The organism is Streptomyces sp. NPDC046985 (assembly GCF_040644415.1).
Taxonomy (GTDB): Bacteria; Actinomycetota; Actinomycetes; order Streptomycetales; family Streptomycetaceae; genus Streptomyces.
In genome coordinates this window covers 22,701-39,155 of the sequence record NZ_JBEYWK010000007.1, presented here as the reverse complement: position 1 = coordinate 39,155, position 16,455 = coordinate 22,701, and the positions used below count along the sequence as shown (strand labels likewise).

The following is a 16,455-nucleotide window of genomic DNA, read 5'->3' as shown; positions in this document are numbered from 1 at the left end:
GGGGACAGCGCTCACCGCAGGTTCGGGATCGTCCAGTCGATCGCCTCGTGTCCCTGGCGCGCCACCGCCTCGTCGATCTGGGTGAAGGGGCGCGAGCCGAGGAACTTCCTGGCCGAGAGGGGCGACGGATGGGCGCCCTTCACCACCGCGTGCCGGCTCTCGTCGATCAGCGGGAGCTTCTTCTGCGCGTAGTTGCCCCAGAGCACGAACACCGCCGGATCGGGACGGTCGGCCACCGCCCGGATCACCGCGTCGGTGAACGTCTCCCAGCCACGCCCCTTGTGCGAGTTGGCCTCGCCGCCGCGGACCGTCAGGACCGCGTTGAGCAGGAGCACGCCCTGCTCGGCCCAGGGCATCAGATAGCCGTTGTCCGGGACCGGGAGGCCCAGTTCCTCGTGCATCTCCTTGTAGACGTTGCGCAGGGACGGCGGGACCCGCACGCCCGGCCGCACCGAGAAGCAGAGACCGTGGCCCTGGCCCTCTCCGTGGTACGGGTCCTGCCCGAGGACGAGCACCTTCACCTTGTCGTAGGGCGTGGCGTCCAGCGCGGCGAAGACCTCCTCGCGCGGCGGGTACACAGGACCCTTCGCCCGCTCCTCCTCGACGAACTCCGTCAGCTCCTTGAAGTAGGGCTGCTGAAGCTCGTCGCCCAGAACCCCGCGCCAGGACTCGGGCAGCATGGCGATGTCGGTCACGTCAACGTCCTCACGGTGTGCGGTCACTTCCCGACCACCGAACTTACAGGCGGCCACTGACAACGCCCCCACGCCCGCCGCGCCGCCCGCCGCCCCGCTGCCCGCCGCCCCGCCGCGCGGGCGCTCGCCTACCAGCTCGTCTTGCGGTACAGCTCCCACATCGTCATGATCGACGACGGGTCGAGCGCCCGCTCGCCGCCGGAGATGTCGTCGCTTGCGGCCACGTACTGCTTGCCCTGCCACAGCGGCAGCAGCCGCGCGTCGTCCACCAGGATCTGCTGGGCTCGCTCGAAGTCCCTCACCACGCCCGCGCGGTCGGTTTCCCGGCGGGACTCGGGCAGCAGCTTCCCGGTGATCTCGGGCGCCGGGTAGGGCGTCCCGAGCGCGTTCCGCGGGCCCACGAACGGGGCGATGAAGTTGTCGGGGTCGGGGAAGTCCGGGGACCAGCCGCGCCCGAAGACCGGGTACTCGCCCTTCTGGTAGCCCACCACGTACGTCTTCCAGGGCCGGCTCCGCAGGGTGATCGTGAACAGTCCGGAGCCCTCCAGTTGCCGCTTGAGCTCCTGGAACTCCCGGGCGGTCTCGGAGCCGTAGCGGTCCGTGGTGTACCAGAGTGTGAGCGGGACCTTCCGGTGGACGCCCCCCTTGGCGAGGATGCGGCGGGCCTTGGCGGCGCTGGGGTCCCCGAAGTCGTCGAAGAAACCGGTGGTGTGGCCCGTCAGGCCCTTGGGGACCATCGAGTACAGCGGGTCGACGGTGTCCCGGTAGACGTCGTGCGCGATGGCCGGGCGGTCGACGATCTGGGCGACGGCCTTGCGCACGGCCGGTCTGGCGGCCCAGGGGTCCTTGGGGTTGAAGACCAGGTAGCTGATGTCGGCGCCCGCGCCCTCGACGAGTTGCAGGTCCTCGGAGGTCTTCGCCTGGAGGGAGACGACGTCGGCGGCGGCCAGGCCCCGGTAGGTCACGTCGATCCGTCTGTCCCGCAGTGCCTTGACCATCGCGGCGGAGTCCTGGAAGTAACGGATGGTCACCGCGTCGTTGCGGCGTGACGCGTATCCCTTGTAGTGCGCGTTCCTGACCAGTTCCGCCTGCTCGTCCTCGTCGTAGGACTTCAGCGTGTAGGGGCCGGAGCCGGAGACCCGGCCGTCGCGGCGCAGCGAGCGGGCCGGGTAGTCGTCGGGGTCGACGATCGACATGGCGGGGGTGGCGAGGACGAACGGGAAGGTGGCGTCGGGCCGGTTGAGGCGGAAGACGACCTCCCGGTCGCTGGTCGCGCGCACCTGGTCGAGGCTGCCGAGCAGTCCGGCGGGGCCGCCTGGCGCGTCGATGGCCCGGATGCGGTCGATGGAGTACTTCACCGCCTGCGCGTCCAGGGCGCGGCCGTCGGCGAACTTCATGCCCGCACGGAGTTCGCAGCGGTAGACGCGGTTCGAGGCGTCGGTGAACGCGCAACTGCGGGCGGCGTCCGGCTGGGGCGTGGTCGCGCCGTTGGGGTAGGCGAGCAGCGTCTGGTAGACGTTGCGGAACAGCTCCCAGGAGCCGTCCCAGGAGGCCGCGGGGTCCAGCGTGCTGGGCGCGCTGGTGGTGCCCACGACGATGGGCCCCCGACTGCTGGAGCCGCCGCCGGTGAGGACGCCGCACCCGGCCGCCAGCGATAAGGACGCGACCGCCGCGGCGGCCCCTAAACAACGGTTCCGGTTGAACACGCGCTCGCTCCTCGATCCGCCGTGCCAAGGTCGGCAGACCATACCGCAGCGCCCAGCCCCCTGATGCCCTTGTGGCACAAGGGATTTGATCAGACGCCCCGCGACCGCGCCGTCGTCTGAACGGGCGTCCGGCGCCCCGGGGCGCGGGCGCCGTTTCCGTCAGAAAAACCCGAGCAGAGGCGCCCGAGCGACCAAGCGGACCGGGCGGCCAGGCGGACCGAGCGACCCAGCGAACCAGGCGGCCAGGCAATCCAGTTGACCAGACGAACCAGGAGAACACGGACGGACGAGGACCTAATGCTGTGGCCGGAAAGATTCACCGGCTCGCGACACCCGGCAAAGCCTTCCGGCCACAGCACTGACCGCGCCTCGGCGTTCGTCCGGCGCCGGAGAACGCCGCGCGCTCCGCCGTGTCAGCCCACTCCGGCGTTGAGGAACAGGCCGCCGTCGACCACGAGCGTCTGCCCGGTGATCCAGTCGGACTGCCCGGAGGTGAGGAAGGCGGCGGCGCCGCCGATGTCGGTCGGCACGCCGAGCCGGCCCAGCGGGTAGGCGGCTGCGGCCTCCTCCTCGCGGCCCTCGTAGAGCGCCTGGGCGAACTTGGTCTTCACCACGGCCGGGGCGATGGCGTTGACCCGCACCCGGGGTGCGAACTCGTGCGCCAACTGCTGGGTGAGGTTGATCATCGCGGCCTTGCTGACGCCGTACGCGCCGATGAACGGCGAGGGCGCGAGGCCCGCGATCGAGGCGATGTTGACGATCGCGCCGCCGTTGTCCTTCTGCCAGGCGTGCCAGGTGCGCTGGGCGAAGCCGAGCGCGGAGACGACGTTGGTCTCGAAGACCTTGCGCGCCACGTTCAGGTCGAGGTCGGCGATCGGGCCGAAGACCGGGTTGGTTCCGGCGTTGTTGACCAGGTAGTCGACCCGGCCGAACGCGGCCATGACGCGCTCGACGGCCTCGGCCTGGTGGGCCTCGTCGTGGGCCTTGCCCGCGACGGCGATGACCCGGTCGGCGCCGAGCCTCTCGACGGCCTCCTTCAGGGCGTCCTCGGTGCGGCCGGTGATGCAGACCCGGTCGCCCCGGGCCACCAGCGCCTCGGCGACGCCGTAGCCGATGCCGCGGCTGGCGCCGGTGACGAGGGCGACCTTGCCGGTCGGTTCCACGGAAGTCATGTGCTCAGTCCCCTGGTCGAGCTAGTTGAGCGGTCCGCCGGCCACGTACAGCACCTGGCCGGAGACGAAGCCGGCCGCGTCGCCCGTGAAGAAGGCGACCGCGTTGGCGATGTCCTCGGGCTCCCCCACGCGCTGCACGGGGATCTGGGTGGCGGCGGCGGCCTTGAAGTCCTCGAAGCCCATGCCGACGCGCTCGGCGGTCGCCTTGGTCATCTCGGTCGCGATGAAGCCGGGGGCGATGGAGTTCGCGGTGACGCCGAACTTGCCCAGCTCCTTGGCGAGGGTCTTGGTGAAGCCCTGGAGACCCGCCTTGGCGGCCGAGTAGTTGGCCTGGCCGCGGTTGCCGAGCGCGGAGGACGAGGAGAGGTTGACGACCCGGCCGAAGCCCGCGTCGACCATGTGCTTCTGCACGGCGCGGGTCATCAGGAAGGAGCCGCGCAGGTGCACGTTCATGACGGTGTCCCAGTCGGAGACGCTCATCTTGAACAGCAGGTTGTCGCGGAGCACGCCGGCGTTGTTGACCAGGATCGTCGGCGCGCCCAGCTCCTCGGCCACGCGGGCGACGGCCGCCTCGACTTGGGCCTCGTCCGAGACGTCGGCGCCGACCGCGACGGCCCGGCCGCCGGCCGCGGTGATCTTCTCCACGGTGTCCTTGCAGGCGGCCTCGTCCAGGTCGATCACGGCGACCGCGCGGCCCTCGGCGGCCAGTCGTACTGCGGCGGCGGCGCCGATGCCGCGCGCGGCGCCGGTGACGATCGCCACCCGCTGCTCAGTGGTGGACATTGATGCTTCTCCTCGCCCTTGAGAGAACCCGGTCTGCGATGAGCGACCGCTTAGTACCTCGGTACAGGTGACGCTAGAAGCCCCGGCATCCGGTGTCAACGACGCGCGGGACCGGTGTGATCCATTACCTCACCAGCAGGTCCAGCAACCGCTGCGTCTCGGCCGCCGGGTCGGCGGTCAGCCCGGTGTGCACGGGGCCCGGCTGCACGATGGTCGAGCGGGGCGCGATCAGCCAGCGGAAGCGCCGTCCGGGGTCGTCCCCGGCCGCCTGCCCGGCCGCCGGGCCGCCCGCGCACACGCTCTCGACGGCGCCGAGCGCGGCCCGCACCCCGGCCGCGTCCGCCCGCGGGTCGAGGGCGAGCAGCCGCGCCGTGTCGAGGTGGGTGCGGGCGCCGACGTAGCCGCGGGCACGGCAGTAGACGACCACGCCCGCGTTGATGCACTCGCCGCGCTCCACGCGCGGCACCACCCGCAGCAGGGCGTACTCGAAGACGTCGCGGTCGCCGCCCTGGCCCGCGCGGGTGATGTGACGCTCGATCACGTGGTCCCCTCGATGCCGGTGATGCGCTCGTGGACGGCGGCGGCCCGCTCCAGCAGCGGCCGCGCGTAGGCCCGGCGCAGCTCGTCCGGGGCGCCGAAGCCGGGCTCGCCGGTCAGCCAGACGTCTGGGACCTGGGCGGTGACCTCCGCGAGCAGGTCCTCGGTGACCCGTGGCGCGAGCTGGGCCGCCGCGGCGGCGACGTCCGGGGCGAAGGGGGCGAGGGCGTGGTCGGAGGCGTCGTAGGGGCGGGCGGCGGACGCGGTCGCGCCGGGCCAGTTGTGGTGCCAGATCATGGTGGCGCCGTGGTCGATGAGCCACAGCTCGCCGCGCCAGCGGAGCAGGTTGGGGTTGCGCCAGGAGCGGTCGACGTTGTTGACCAGGGCGTCGAACCAGACGACGCGCCCCGCCTCTTCGGCGTCCACCGGGAAGGCGAGGGGGTCGAAGCCGAGCGCGCCGGAGAGGAACTCCATCCCGAGGTTGGCGCCCGCGCTGGACCTCAGCAGCTCCTGCACCTGCTCGTCGCCCTCGCCGAGCCCGAGCACCGGGTCCACGCCGACCGCGGCCAGACCGGGCACGCGCAGTCCCAGCCGGCGGGCGAGTTCGGCGCAGACCACCTCGGCGACGAGCGTCTTGCGCCCCTGCCCCGCGCCGGTGAACTTCAGGACGTACGTCCCGAGGTCGTCGGCCTCGACCAGTCCCGGCAGCGAGCCGCCCTCTCGCAGGGGCGTGATGTAGCGGGTCGCGGTGACCTCCTTCAGCATGTTCTCAGGCCACCCGTCTCTTCCACCTTGCACTCCACGGCCGACTTCGGAGGGATGTCGCAGCGGCGATCACCCGTCGACGGGCCTGGGGAGCATCGGGCGAGTTCCGGCAGAATGCCGATCCCCCCGCTCCCCCAGCAGTCCGTCGACGGCGGTGCGCCCCTTGCGTCCGGCCTCCGGCACGAAGTGAGCATAGTAACCGAGGGTGATCGCGGGCGAGGAGCACGACGGCGCCCGGGTCACGACCCGGCGATCCACGGTCGACGAAGGCGCCTGACCGGAAATCACGCGCCCACCGACTGACACGGTCGGCGGACCGTCTCCGGCTCGGTGAGCGGACCGCCTTCGGCTCGGTCAGCGGACGGTCTTCGACTCGGAACCTCGGTCAGTCCGCTGAACGCCTCGCGCGCGGGACCCGTACTCCTGCGCGGATCACCGGTTCCCACGGGTCACCGTGACCGGGTCCGCTCATGGAGTCCGCGCGGAGGGAACATCGGCATGACCAGCGAATCGCTTCAGCCCGAGAGGGCGCCGGGCCGCCGGGCCGTGGTGGCGGCGGGAGCGGCGGGGCTCGCCGCCGCACTGGCCGCGTGCGGGTCGGACGACTCGTCGTCCAGCCCGGCGGGCGGCGGCAGCGGCAGTCAGGGCGGCGGGAGCGGCGGCCAAAGCGGCGGCGGCGCCGTGCTCGCCCGGACGGCCGACATCCCGGAGGGCGGCGGCAAGGTGTTCGCCCAGCACGGCGTGGTGGTCACCCAGCCGGCGAAGGGCCAGTTCAAGGCGTTCTCGTCGAAGTGCACCCACCAGGGCTGCGCGGTGTCGGGCGTGGCGGACGGCGTGATCAGTTGCCCCTGTCACCACAGCGAGTTCTCCGCGGCCGACGGCAGCGTGCGGAAGGGACCGGCGACCCAGCCGCTGCCCGCCGAGAACATCTCCGTCGCCGGGGACGAGATCAGGCTGGCGTGAGACGGGCGGCGGCGGAGCAGGAGAAGGGGAGGGGTAAAAAGGACCCGGGAACCGCAGGGACCAGAGGGGTGGGACGCACATGACCGTGCCGCAGCGCCGGGGACGCAAGATCATGATGACGCCGGGCGAGCTGGACGAGTTCCTCGCCGATCAGCGGACCTGCCGGGTCGCCACGGTGTCGTCCGGCGGCGGGCCGCACGTGAGCGCGCTGTGGTTCGTCTGGGACGGCGTCTCGCTGTGGCTCTACTCCGTGGTGCGCAGCAGGCGCTGGGCCGATCTGCGCCGCGATCCCCGGGTGGCCGTGGTGGTCGACACGGGTGAGGAGTACGGCGAGCTGCGGGGCGTGGAGCTGTCGGGCGCGGTCGAGGTCGTCGGGGAGACGCCGCGCACCGGGGAGCTGTGCGCGGAACTCGACGTGCCCGAGACGCTCTTCGCCCGCAAGTACGCCGGCCTGGAGGAGATGCTGCACGACGGCCGGCACGCCTGGGTGCGGCTGACCCCGGAGAAGACCGTCTCCTGGGACTTCCGCAAGCTGGACGCGCTCTGAGTCCGGCGCCGCCCTCCGCCGCCGCGCATCGCCGGGACCCGCCGCCCGCGCAGGACTGAGACGCCCTCCGGGCCTCATACGTAACCGCGCGCGGGCGCCGGCCCCACCGCCTCCGCGACCGCGTCGGCCAGCCGTTCCGTCTCCTCCTCCCCCAGGGTCGAGACGGTGATCCGGACGCCCGGGGGCGCGCTCAGCCGGAAGCGGGCGCCCGGGGCCACGGCCCACCCGGCGTGCAGCAGCCGGGCGACGGCCCCGGTCTCGTCGGGGACGGGCACCCACACGTTCAGGCCGCTGCGCCCGTGGGCGCCGATCCCACGCCGTGCCAGCGCGTCGACGAGCGACGCGCGGCGCCGGCTGTAGGCGGCGGCCACCGCGCGGGTGTCCAGGTCGCCGTCCTCCCACAGCCGCACCACCGCCCGCTGGAGCAGCAGACTCACCCAGCCCGGCCCCAGCCGCTGCCGTCCGAGCACCCGGTCGACGGTGGTCTCGTCCCCGGTGAGCACGGCGAGCCGCAGATCGGGGCCGTACGCCTTGGCCACCGACCGGATGAAGGCCCAGTGCCGGGTCGTCCCGGCGAGGGGGTGCACGGGGACGTCGACGATGCCGTCCCCGTGGTCGTCCTCGATCAGCAGGGTCTCCGGGTGCGCGCGCAGCACGGCCGCGAGGGCTCGCGCGCGGGAGGCGCCGATCGCCGCGCCGGTCGGGTTCTGCGCCCGGTCGATGACGATCAGGGCGCGGGCGCCGCCGGACAGGGCGCGCTCGACGTCCTCGACGAGCGGCCCGTCGTCGTCGACGCCGACGGGCACGGTCCGCAGCCCCAGCGCGGGAATCAGGTCGAGCGTCCTGCCCCACCCGGGATCCTCCACGGCGACCGTGTCCCCCGGCTTGAGGTGGGCCGACAGGACGCGCTCGACGCCGTCGAGCGAGCCGGAGAGCACCGCGAGCGGCCCGTCCGGCACTCCGTCGGCGGCCAGTTCGGCGCGGGCGACGCGCGCCAGCTCGGGCTCCACGGCTGCCTCCCCGTACAGCACCGGGTCACGGTCGCCCTGGGCCGACGCCGCCGCGAACGCCGGGCCGAGCGGGGGCAGCAGCGCGGGATCGGGGTTGCCGTCGGCGAGGTCCCGCACGCCTTCGGGCACATCGACGCGCAGGTGGTCCCGAGCGGTCGTGGCAGGCGCGGAACGCACCCGGCTGCCCCGGCGCCCGGCGGTCTCGATGACTCCGCGCTCGCGCAGCACGCGGTAGGCGGCCGCCACGGTGTTCGGGTTCACTCCGAGCTGGTCCGCCAACTCCCGCATGGGAGGCAGCGGTTGGCCCGGCTTCAACGCTCCCGCGCCCACCGCGCGCTCGACGTCCGCCGCTATGTCCGCCGCACGCCGCCCTGCGATCCGATATTCTCCTAGCACAAACATGATTATGTACTAGTACAATGGAGACCGCAATGCAGGGGACCCCGCAGCCGACGCAGCCGACGCCTCCGGCGGAGGGTTACGCTCCGACCGCCCGCACCGTGCCCACCCGCTCCCGGGAGCGGGCCGCCTACGACCGGGAACTGGTGCACGCGATACTCGACGAGGCGTACGTCTGCCATCTCGGCTTCGTCCGCGACGGCGCCCCGGTGGTGCTGCCCACGCTCTACGGCCGGGTCGGCGAGCGGCTCTACCTGCACGGCTCCACGGGCTCGCGCCCGCTGCGCATGGCCGGGGCGGCCGACCCGGGGCTGCCGGTCTGCGTGACGGTCACCCACGTCGACGGCCTGGTCCTCGCCCGGTCCGCGTTCCACCACTCGGTCAACTACCGCTCCGTCGTGGTGCACGGCGTCGCCCACCCGGTCACCGACGCCGAGGAGAAGCGGGCGGCCCTGGACGCGCTGGTCGACCACGTGGCGCCGGGCCGGGCCGCCGACTCCCGTCCCGCCAACGCCAAGGAGCTGGCCGCCACCGCCGTCCTCCGCCTCGACCTGCGGGAGGTCTCCGCCAAGCTGCGCACCGGCGGGGTGAGCGACGAGCCGGAGGATTTGTCCCTGCCGCACTGGGCGGGCGTGATCCCGGTCCGCCGGGAGTACGGCGCACCGGTCGCCGAGGCGGACCTGTCGCCCGGCGTCGAACTCCCGGGCTACCTCGCGGAGCTGTGATGCTGATCCGTCTTTGGGAGGCGCCGCGCGACGCGTCGCCTCAGCCGTTCAGAGGACTGGTGCGGCGCCGCGCGTGAGGGACGGAAGCGGGCCCCCGCAGGCAGGGGCCCGCCTCAGACGGCCGGAGGCGGGAGGACGAGCGCGTTCGTGTGCACGATCCTCACCCTAGGCGGCCGTTCCCCACCCTAGGCAGCCGTTCCCCGCACCGACAGCTCCTGTTCGGCCCCGCCGGAGGCCACCGGCGCCGCCGATCCCTTCGCGGGCGCGGAGGACTGGGCGACGAAGGCGCCCAGCAGCACCACGGCGCCCCCCGCGACCTGCGGCGCGGACAGGTGCTCGCCCAGCAGCACCCAGGCCAGCACGGTGGCGATGACCGCCTCCAGGCAGGCCACCACGCCGGCCACCTGCGGGGAGAGACGGCGGACGGAGAGCACGCCGGTGACGTAGGCCAGGACGGTGGCCACCAGCACGATCCAGGCGAGCAGGGCGGCCGCCGGGACCGGGGCGCCGTTGAGGTCCGCGGTGCGGGCGAGGACCCTCCAGTGCAGGGTCCAGGGCCGGGCCACGGCGGTGAGCACGACGGCGCCGACGAGCAGCCCGTACGCGATCACGCCGAGCGGGTCGGGGGCCTCGTCGCCCGCGTCGCCGCCCTGGTCGGACAGGACGAAGTAGCCGACCTGGCAGCAGGCGGCCCCGAGGGCGAGCAGCAGTCCGAGGGCGTCGAAGCGCAGCCCGGACCACACCTCGACCACGCAGGCAAGTCCGCCGGCCGCCAGGACCACGCCGAGGGCGGCGGCCCGGGTGACCGGCCGCCGCTGTACGAAGCGGACCCAGCCGAGCACGAGGGCCGGCGCCAAGTACTCGACGAGCAGGGCCACTCCGACCGGGATGCGGGAGAGCGCGGCGAAGTAGCAGGCCTGGACTCCCGCCACGGCGAGCAGTCCGAACCCGGCGAGCAGCCCGGGACGGCGGCGCGGCAGCGCCCGGCGGCGCACGGCGAGCGGAAGCATCACGAGGGCCGCGCCGACGACCCGGAGCCACACCACGTGCAACGGGCTGAGGCCCGCCTCGATCAGCGGTTTCGCCGCGACACCGGAGCCGCCGAAGGCGACCGCGGACACGAGGGCGAGACCGAGCCCCGCTCCCCTGCCGGACTGACTCTCAGCGCTCCCAGACGTAACCACCGGCACATGATGACAGGCGATGACAGGAGCGTCACTTTCAATGGCGCCTGTCTCAGCGGGTGGACGCGGGCGCAGGGGCCGCGGGGCAGGCGGCGTTCGACGACGCACACGGGTCGCCCTCCCGAGCGGCCCGCGTCCGCCGCGTGCGCGAGGGCGCCCCGCGGATCACTCCACGGGGCGCCCGGACGGGAGAGCCGCCGACGGCGGTGAGGACGGCCCGGACGCCGTGAGCCCCGGCCCGTCCTCGCCAGTCCGCGTCAGCCCGGCTCAGTCCTCACTAGTCCTCATCAGCCCGGCCCAGTCCTCGTCAGTCCTCGTCAGTCCTCGTCGGCGAGGATCAAGTACAGCTTCTTGCGGGCCTCGTTGATGACGCCGAGCGCCTTCTCGCGCTGCTCCTTGCTGCCGGTCTTCCAGACCTGCCCGAACGCCTCCATCAGCGAGGACCCGGCCTGCCGGATCTCGCCCAGGGCCTCCCAGTCGACACCGCGTGAGGCTTCCTCCCACGGTGCGTCCGGCCCCTCGTCGGCGGCGGCGCGGCCCGGCTCGGTGAGCGAGAACAGCTTCTTGCCGCCCTCGGACTCACTGCTGATCAGCCCCTCGTCCTCCAGCAGTTGCAGGGTGGGGTAGACCGAGCCGGGGCTCGGCTTCCACGCGCCCCCGCTGCGTTCGGCGATCTCCTGGATCATCTCGTAACCGTGCATGGGGCGGTCCTTGAGCAGGGCCAGGATCGAGGCCCGCACGTCGCCGCGCCGCGCCCGGCCGCGCGGGCCGCCGCGCCATCGGCCGCCCCAGGGCCCACCGCCGCCGAACCCCGGCCCGGGTCCGGGACCGCCGGGACCGAACCCGGGGCCGCCGGGGCCGAATCCGCGGCCCTCGTGGCCGCCCGGCCCGAAGGGGCCGAAGGCCGCTCGCCGCCCGTCCGCGTCCGCGCGGTCACGCCAGGGACCGCCGTGCCAGTGTCCGCCGTGTCCACGCTCAAATCCGTGGTGTCGCATAGCGCTCATTCCTTTTCGTCATGTGCCGTCGTGAAACCTGTCGCTTCAGTTACTGATCTGTCGCGATGCCTCAACGATATATCGCTGACTTCTCCACGACAAGCCCCTTATCGAGGCGAGCCGCCCCGGTCTCCGTCGCCTTGCTCCCCTTCTCAACTGACCTGCGGCGATTCGCTCTTCGCGGGCCGGGCGCTCTGGTGCGCCGCGGCTGGGGAAAGACGGTGGACACGGATCGCGCGGTCGGCAGACTGGCCCCATGAACGCTTCAGACGCCAAGGCCGACCTGCACGAATACCTGCAGTCCGCCCGCGATGCCCTGCTGTGGAAGCTCGAAGGGCTGTCGGAGTACGACGCCCGCCGCCCGCTGACGCCGACCGGCACCAACCTCCTGGGCCTGGTGAAACACGTGGCCAGCGTGGAGTTGGGCTACCTCGGAGAGACCTTCGGACGGCCGTCGGGCGAGCCGCAGCCCTGGCTCGACGAGGCCGCCGAGACCAACGCGGACATGTGGGCCACGGCCGACGAGTCACGCGAGGACGTCGTGGAGCTGTACCGCCGGGCGTGGGCCCACGCGGACGCGACGATCGACGCGCTGGCGCTGGACACGATCGGCAGAGTGCCGTGGTGGCCCGACGGCAGGAACGAGGTGTCGTTGCACCACGCCGTGGTGCGGGTGATCGCGGACACGCAGCGGCACGCCGGGCACGCGGACATCGTCCGGGAACTCATCGACGGCGCCGTGGGGATGAACGAGCGCAAGGACAGCATGGCGCCGGGCGACGCGGCCTGGTGGGAGGACTACCGGCGCCGGCTGGAGCGCACGGCTCGGGAAGCCGACCGGGACGCGTGACTCGGGCGGGCCCGGGACTCGTAGCTCGGGCGGCCGGGACGCGTGACTCGGCCCCAGCGGGGCGCGCAGCTCACGCCCGCCCGGGTCCGAGGTGCGCGAGCGACTGGCTCCGCGGGACGCGGCCGGTCTGGTCCGCCGGGCGTCCGGGCTCTACCGTCACGGCATGCGGATTCGAATCGTCGACGCCTTCACCGACCGCCCCTTCGCCGGCAACCCGGCGGGCGTCCTCCTCCTGGACGCCTTCCCCGGCGACGACTGGCTCCAGCAGGCGGCACTGGAGGTCAACCACGCCGAGACGGCGTTCGCGCACCCGCTGCCGGAGGGCGGCGAGGCGGACTGGGCGCTGCGCTGGTTCACGCCCGCCGCGGAGGTGGACCTGTGCGGGCACGCCACTCTGGCCGCCGCGCACGTCCTGCACACCACCGGCGCGCACGCCGGGCCGGTGCGCTTCGCCACCCGCAGCGGCGTGCTCACCGCGGCGCCCGGCGCGGACGGCGCGATCACCCTGGACTTCCCCACCGCGCCGCTCACGGCGGTCGAGGTTCCCGACGGCGTCGCCGACGCCCTGGGTGCCCAGCCGCTGGCCGCCCGCGACACCGGGGCCGGCCTCGGGGACCTGCTGCTGGAGGTCGCCGACGAGAAGACCGTCCGCGAGCTGACCCCGGATCACCAGGCGCTGGCCGCCTACGCGTCGCGCGGCGTCACCGTCACCGCCCGCGCGCAGGACCCGGCCCGCGGCTACGACTTCGTCTCCCGCTGCTTCTTCCCGAACGTCGGCGTCGACGAGGACCCGGTGACCGGCAGCGCCCACACCGCCCTGGCCCCCTACTGGTCGCGGCGGCTCGGGCGACCGGACCTCACCGGCCTTCAGGCCTCCGCGCGGTCCGGCCTCGTCCGCACCGCCCTGCGCGACGACCGTACGCTGCTCACCGGCCACGCGGTGACGGTCATCGACGGCGAGCTGCTCGCCTGACCTCGCGGACGGAACCCGCCTGACCTCGCGGACGGAACCCGCCTGACCTCGCGGACGGAACCCGCCTGACCTCGCGGACGGAAGTGGAAGGAGGTAAAAGGAAAAAGGGGGCGTCAGGCCGTCGGCAGCCAGCCCACCTTCCCGGCGAGCAGGGCGTAGCCGACGAACGCGCCGATGTCGAGCAGGCTGTGCGCCACGACCAGCGGTCCGACGCGCCCCCACCGGCGGTAGAGCCAGACGAACACCACGCCCATCGCCATGTTGCCGAGGAAGCCGCCCACGCCCTGGTAGAGGTGGTACGAGCCGCGCAGCACGGCGCTGGCGACCAGGGCGGTGCCCGGCGTCCAGCCGAGCTGCCCGAGCCGGCGCAGCAGATAGCCGACGACGATGACCTCTTCGAGCACCGCGTTCTGCACCGCGGACAGGACGAGCACCGGGATCTTCCACCACACGTCGGGAAGCGCCTCGGGGACCACGGTGAGGTTGAAGCCGAGGCCGCGGGCGGTCAGGTAGAAGGCGATGCCGGTGCTGCCGATGACCGCGGCGATCACGGCGCCGCGGCCGAGGTCCGGCCAGGGGCGGGCGCGGTCGAAGCCGAGGGTGCGCAGGCTCCGCCCCTCGCGCAGCAGAAGGTGCGCGACCAGGGCGACGGGGACCAGCGCACTGGCGATCCCGAAGAGCTGCCAGGCCAGGTCGAGCCAGGGACGGCCCGGTGCGGCGGAGGCGTTGAGCGTCGCCGCCTGGTCTTTCAGGCCGCCGGGTTTGGTGACCGCCCCGACGAAGCTGATCAGGGCGGACACCCCGCTCGCCCCCAGCGAGAGCGCCAGCACGAGCAGCGTCTCGTCCCGCAGCGTTCGCCGCGACAGCCGCTCGTGTGGAGCGGCGTCGTCCGCCAGTCCCTCGTCCACCGCCCGCACCCGTGCCTCCCGTGCCACCGTCCTGGGAGGTCACAGCTTGCCCGATCCCGCCCGCGCGAGCACGGGCGGCCCCGCCGTAGGCGCTGGGCGGAATCCGCCGGGCGCCGTCGGGCGGGGGCGCTCAGCCTGCCGGAACCGGTTCCGGCAGGCCCACCGGCCAGGTGTGCACCGGCTCGTTGAGGCGCATCAGCTCGCAATAGCGGCGGGTCGTGGCGGCCAGCGCCTCGTCCCGGCTGAGCCCCTTCTGCACGGCACGGTGGAAGGTGGCGGCCTGCCACTTGGCGCCGTTGGTCCGTAGTCGGCACCGCTCCTCGATCACGCCGAGATACCGGTCCCGGTCCGCCGCCTCCACGCCCCAGGCGTCCAGTCCGGCCGCGGCGAGCGGCAGCAGCTCGTCCTGGACCAGGCTGACCGCGTCGACCTCGGCGGTACCGGAGTGCCGCCCGCGCCGGGGCCAGGTGAACCGGGCGTCGATCCCGTGCCGGCAGGCCGCCTCGAAGTTGGCGGCGGCGGCCTCGAAGGGCAGCCGGGTCCACACCGGCCGCGACTCCTCGGCGAGCGCGCGGACCAGGCCGTAGTAGAAGACCGCGTTGGCGACCACGTCGGTGACCGTGGGACCCGCGGGCAGCACCCGGTTCTCCACCCTCAGATGCGGGACGCCGTCGGCGATGTCGTAGACCGGACGGTTCCAGCGGTAGACGGTGCCGTTGTGCAGGACGAGTTCGGCGAGCTTCGGGACGCCGCCGGCGTCGAGCACGTCGAGGGGCTCCTCGTCGTCGGCGATCGGCAGCAGCGCCGGGAAGTAGCGCAGGTTCTCCTCGAAGAGGTCGTACGCGGAGGAGATCCAGCGCTCCCCGAACCAGGTGCGCGGCCGTACGCCCTGTGCCTGGAGTTCGGGCGGGCGGGTGTCGGTGGACTGCTGGAACAGCGGCGGCCGCGACTCCGGCCACAGCTCGCGACCGAACAGGAAGGGCGAGTTGGCCCCGACGACGATCTGCGCCGCGCTGGCCGCCTGCGCCGCGTTCCACACGTCCGCGAACCGGTCCGGCGTGACCTGGAGGTGCAGTTGCACGGAGGTGCAGGCGGCCTCGGGCACGATGGACTTCGACGTGCACACCAGGTGCTCCACCCCCTCGATGTCGAGGGTGAACTCCTCGCCGCGCGCCGCGACGATCTGGTCGTTGAGCAGCGTGTACCGATCGACGTCCGACAGGTTGGAGGACACCAGGTCGTCCCGGCCGAGCGTCGGGAGAATGCCGATCATCGCGATGCCCGCGTCGACTTCCCCCGCCTTTCGGTCGGCATATGCCAGCGAGGTTCTCAGCTCCTCGGCCAGCCGGTCGAATACGCGGCCGCCCAGGCGGTGCGGGGCAATGTTGACTTCCAGGTTGAACATGGCGAGTTCTGTTTGGAAGTCCCGGCTCGCGATGCGTTCGAGTACTTGCGCATTCAGCATTTTCGGCAAGCCGTCGGCCCCGACGAGATTCAGCTCGATCTCCAGCCCCATGAGGTTCTTGGGACCGTCGAACCGCTTCTCCTCCAGCAACCGCTCCAGGCCCGTCAGGCACCGCCGGAGCTTGTCGCGGTAGCGGTTGCGATCGGACAGGTCGAACTGGCCTGCCACGACCTTCTCCCCCATCGCAGCATCCTCCTTGGTCGGGCGGACCGGCGATCCGGCCGCCGGGGTCCCGGTCAGGTGGGATGATGCCCCGAGAACGCGATCGATAACGTCCCGCCGCCGCCCGGCACCGACTACGCTGGAAGCGAAGGGCGTCCGGCACATTTCCGAGGCACATTCTCAGGGCACTGGATAGGCACAGGACGAACACCGGAAGACGCGGGTCATTGAGAGCGCTTTCGGCGCCCCGCCGAAGTCGTGAGAAACGCCGACGAGAACGAGCCGACCGCCGCTCGGATCGCACCCGAGGTCATCGCGGCCTCACCGCCGCACAATCGGGATGAAGTCCGCAAAACTCCGGCTGAATGGACTCTTGCCGTTCACACCGAAAACAGCTAGCTGAAACAATGCCTGAACGTTTGTCGTATAAACTCTGCACCACGGCAGAAGACTGGCGCTCGCGGCTCCGCACCTGCCGTGAGGGTGATGTCCGGCATGCTCCCGCACGCCACGCACTCCTCGGCATCCTTCTCTCGGCTTTCTCCACCCCTCCCCCTCCCCTTCTGGATCTCCTGAACCTCCTGAGCCCTCTTCACCGAGCATCGCCACTCGCCCC

The 16,455-nt window shown here is 72.7% G+C and carries 16 protein-coding genes; 5 read left to right on the top strand and 11 right to left on the bottom strand.

The window, feature by feature from the left end; translation table 11 throughout:
* Window positions 1-11 precede the first annotated feature (11 nt).
* The 6 genes from ung to ABZ861_RS10885 all read right to left on the bottom strand — a co-directional run bounded on the left by ung (window position 12) and on the right by ABZ861_RS10885 (window position 5,658).
* Window positions 12-695, bottom strand: coding sequence for a uracil-DNA glycosylase (gene ung / locus ABZ861_RS10910; protein WP_361627151.1), 684 nt, complete (start codon window positions 693-695; stop codon window positions 12-14).
* Window positions 696-823: 128 nt separating this feature from the next.
* Window positions 824-2,401 carry an ABC transporter substrate-binding protein gene (locus ABZ861_RS10905; protein ID WP_361627148.1) on the bottom strand — a complete coding sequence of 526 codons (1,578 nt, stop codon included), beginning with the start codon at window positions 2,399-2,401 and terminating at the stop codon, window positions 824-826.
* 413 nt (window positions 2,402-2,814) lie between these two features.
* Window positions 2,815-3,573, bottom strand: a complete 759-nt coding sequence (locus ABZ861_RS10900; RefSeq protein WP_361627145.1) for an SDR family oxidoreductase — start codon at window positions 3,571-3,573, stop codon at window positions 2,815-2,817.
* A gap of 21 nt (window positions 3,574-3,594) precedes the next feature.
* Window positions 3,595-4,356, bottom strand: a complete 762-nt coding sequence (gene fabG / locus ABZ861_RS10895) for a 3-oxoacyl-ACP reductase FabG (protein ID WP_361627142.1) — start codon at window positions 4,354-4,356, stop codon at window positions 3,595-3,597.
* Window positions 4,357-4,480: 124 nt separating this feature from the next.
* Complete coding sequence (locus ABZ861_RS10890; RefSeq protein WP_361627139.1) at window positions 4,481-4,897, bottom strand: DUF3037 domain-containing protein; 417 nt, start codon at window positions 4,895-4,897, stop codon at window positions 4,481-4,483.
* The gene (locus ABZ861_RS10885; RefSeq protein WP_361627136.1) at window positions 4,894-5,658 is read right to left on the bottom strand and encodes a HipA family kinase; all 765 of its coding nucleotides are present in this window, start codon (window positions 5,656-5,658) and stop codon (window positions 4,894-4,896) included. Before ABZ861_RS10885 ends, ABZ861_RS10890 begins: the two co-directional genes overlap by 4 nt.
* Before the next feature lie 498 nt (window positions 5,659-6,156).
* Here ABZ861_RS10885 and ABZ861_RS10880 point away from each other — a divergent pair, with 498 nt between their 5' ends.
* A complete protein-coding gene (locus ABZ861_RS10880) occupies window positions 6,157-6,621 on the top strand; it encodes a Rieske (2Fe-2S) protein (RefSeq protein ID WP_361627133.1) in 465 nt (154 codons plus the stop codon).
* A 79-nt stretch (window positions 6,622-6,700) separates the two neighbouring features.
* The gene (locus ABZ861_RS10875; RefSeq protein WP_361627130.1) at window positions 6,701-7,168 is read left to right on the top strand and encodes a pyridoxamine 5'-phosphate oxidase family protein; all 468 of its coding nucleotides are present in this window, start codon (window positions 6,701-6,703) and stop codon (window positions 7,166-7,168) included.
* Between the two features lie 74 nt (window positions 7,169-7,242).
* On the opposite strand, the gene ABZ861_RS10870 is transcribed toward ABZ861_RS10875, so the two are convergent.
* On the bottom strand, window positions 7,243-8,574 hold the full coding sequence (locus ABZ861_RS10870; RefSeq protein WP_361627127.1) for an aminotransferase class I/II-fold pyridoxal phosphate-dependent enzyme: 1,332 nt from the start codon (window positions 8,572-8,574) through the stop codon (window positions 7,243-7,245).
* Between the two features lie 35 nt (window positions 8,575-8,609).
* Between ABZ861_RS10870 and ABZ861_RS10865 the strand changes: the two genes are divergently transcribed.
* Entirely contained in the window at window positions 8,610-9,302 is a 693-nt protein-coding gene (locus tag ABZ861_RS10865; protein ID WP_361627866.1) for a pyridoxamine 5'-phosphate oxidase family protein, read from the top strand.
* A 185-nt stretch (window positions 9,303-9,487) separates the two neighbouring features.
* On the opposite strand, the gene ABZ861_RS10860 is transcribed toward ABZ861_RS10865, so the two are convergent.
* Window positions 9,488-10,492: an EamA family transporter gene (locus tag ABZ861_RS10860; RefSeq protein ID WP_361627124.1), complete on the bottom strand. Its 1,005-nt coding sequence runs from the start codon at window positions 10,490-10,492 to the stop codon at window positions 9,488-9,490.
* 311 nt (window positions 10,493-10,803) lie between these two features.
* Window positions 10,804-11,481 carry a PadR family transcriptional regulator gene (locus tag ABZ861_RS10855; protein ID WP_361627121.1) on the bottom strand — a complete coding sequence of 226 codons (678 nt, stop codon included), beginning with the start codon at window positions 11,479-11,481 and terminating at the stop codon, window positions 10,804-10,806.
* 256 nt (window positions 11,482-11,737) lie between these two features.
* Here ABZ861_RS10855 and ABZ861_RS10850 point away from each other — a divergent pair, with 256 nt between their 5' ends.
* On the top strand, window positions 11,738-12,331 hold the full coding sequence (locus ABZ861_RS10850) for a DinB family protein (protein ID WP_361627118.1): 594 nt from the start codon (window positions 11,738-11,740) through the stop codon (window positions 12,329-12,331).
* 163 nt (window positions 12,332-12,494) lie between these two features.
* On the top strand, window positions 12,495-13,304 hold the full coding sequence (locus ABZ861_RS10845; protein ID WP_361627115.1) for a PhzF family phenazine biosynthesis protein: 810 nt from the start codon (window positions 12,495-12,497) through the stop codon (window positions 13,302-13,304).
* A 113-nt stretch (window positions 13,305-13,417) separates the two neighbouring features.
* On the opposite strand, the gene ABZ861_RS10840 is transcribed toward ABZ861_RS10845, so the two are convergent.
* Complete coding sequence (locus ABZ861_RS10840; RefSeq protein WP_361627112.1) at window positions 13,418-14,212, bottom strand: type II CAAX endopeptidase family protein; 795 nt, start codon at window positions 14,210-14,212, stop codon at window positions 13,418-13,420.
* 130 nt (window positions 14,213-14,342) lie between these two features.
* Window positions 14,343-15,860, bottom strand: a complete 1,518-nt coding sequence (locus ABZ861_RS10835; protein WP_361627109.1) for a glutamate--cysteine ligase — start codon at window positions 15,858-15,860, stop codon at window positions 14,343-14,345.
* Between the last annotated feature and the right edge of the window lie 595 nt (window positions 15,861-16,455).

Excerpts from the sequence above, each read along its gene's own strand:
- ABZ861_RS10900 (WP_361627145.1), bottom strand. The coding sequence starts at position 3,573 with ATGACTTCCGTGGAACCGACCGGCAAGGTCGCCCTCGTCACCGGCGCC.
- fabG (WP_361627142.1), bottom strand. The coding sequence starts at position 4,356 with ATGTCCACCACTGAGCAGCGGGTGGCGATCGTCACCGGCGCCGCGCGC.
- ABZ861_RS10885 (WP_361627136.1), bottom strand. The coding sequence starts at position 5,658 with ATGCTGAAGGAGGTCACCGCGACCCGCTACATCACGCCCCTGCGAGAG.
- ABZ861_RS10880 (WP_361627133.1), top strand. The coding sequence starts at position 6,157 with ATGACCAGCGAATCGCTTCAGCCCGAGAGGGCGCCGGGCCGCCGGGCC.
- ABZ861_RS10875 (WP_361627130.1), top strand. The coding sequence starts at position 6,701 with ATGACCGTGCCGCAGCGCCGGGGACGCAAGATCATGATGACGCCGGGC.
- ABZ861_RS10865 (WP_361627866.1), top strand. The coding sequence starts at position 8,610 with ATGCAGGGGACCCCGCAGCCGACGCAGCCGACGCCTCCGGCGGAGGGT.
- ABZ861_RS10855 (WP_361627121.1), bottom strand. The coding sequence starts at position 11,481 with ATGCGACACCACGGATTTGAGCGTGGACACGGCGGACACTGGCACGGC.
- ABZ861_RS10850 (WP_361627118.1), top strand. The coding sequence starts at position 11,738 with ATGAACGCTTCAGACGCCAAGGCCGACCTGCACGAATACCTGCAGTCC.
- ABZ861_RS10845 (WP_361627115.1), top strand. The coding sequence starts at position 12,495 with ATGCGGATTCGAATCGTCGACGCCTTCACCGACCGCCCCTTCGCCGGC.
- ABZ861_RS10835 (WP_361627109.1), bottom strand. The coding sequence starts at position 15,860 with ATGGGGGAGAAGGTCGTGGCAGGCCAGTTCGACCTGTCCGATCGCAAC.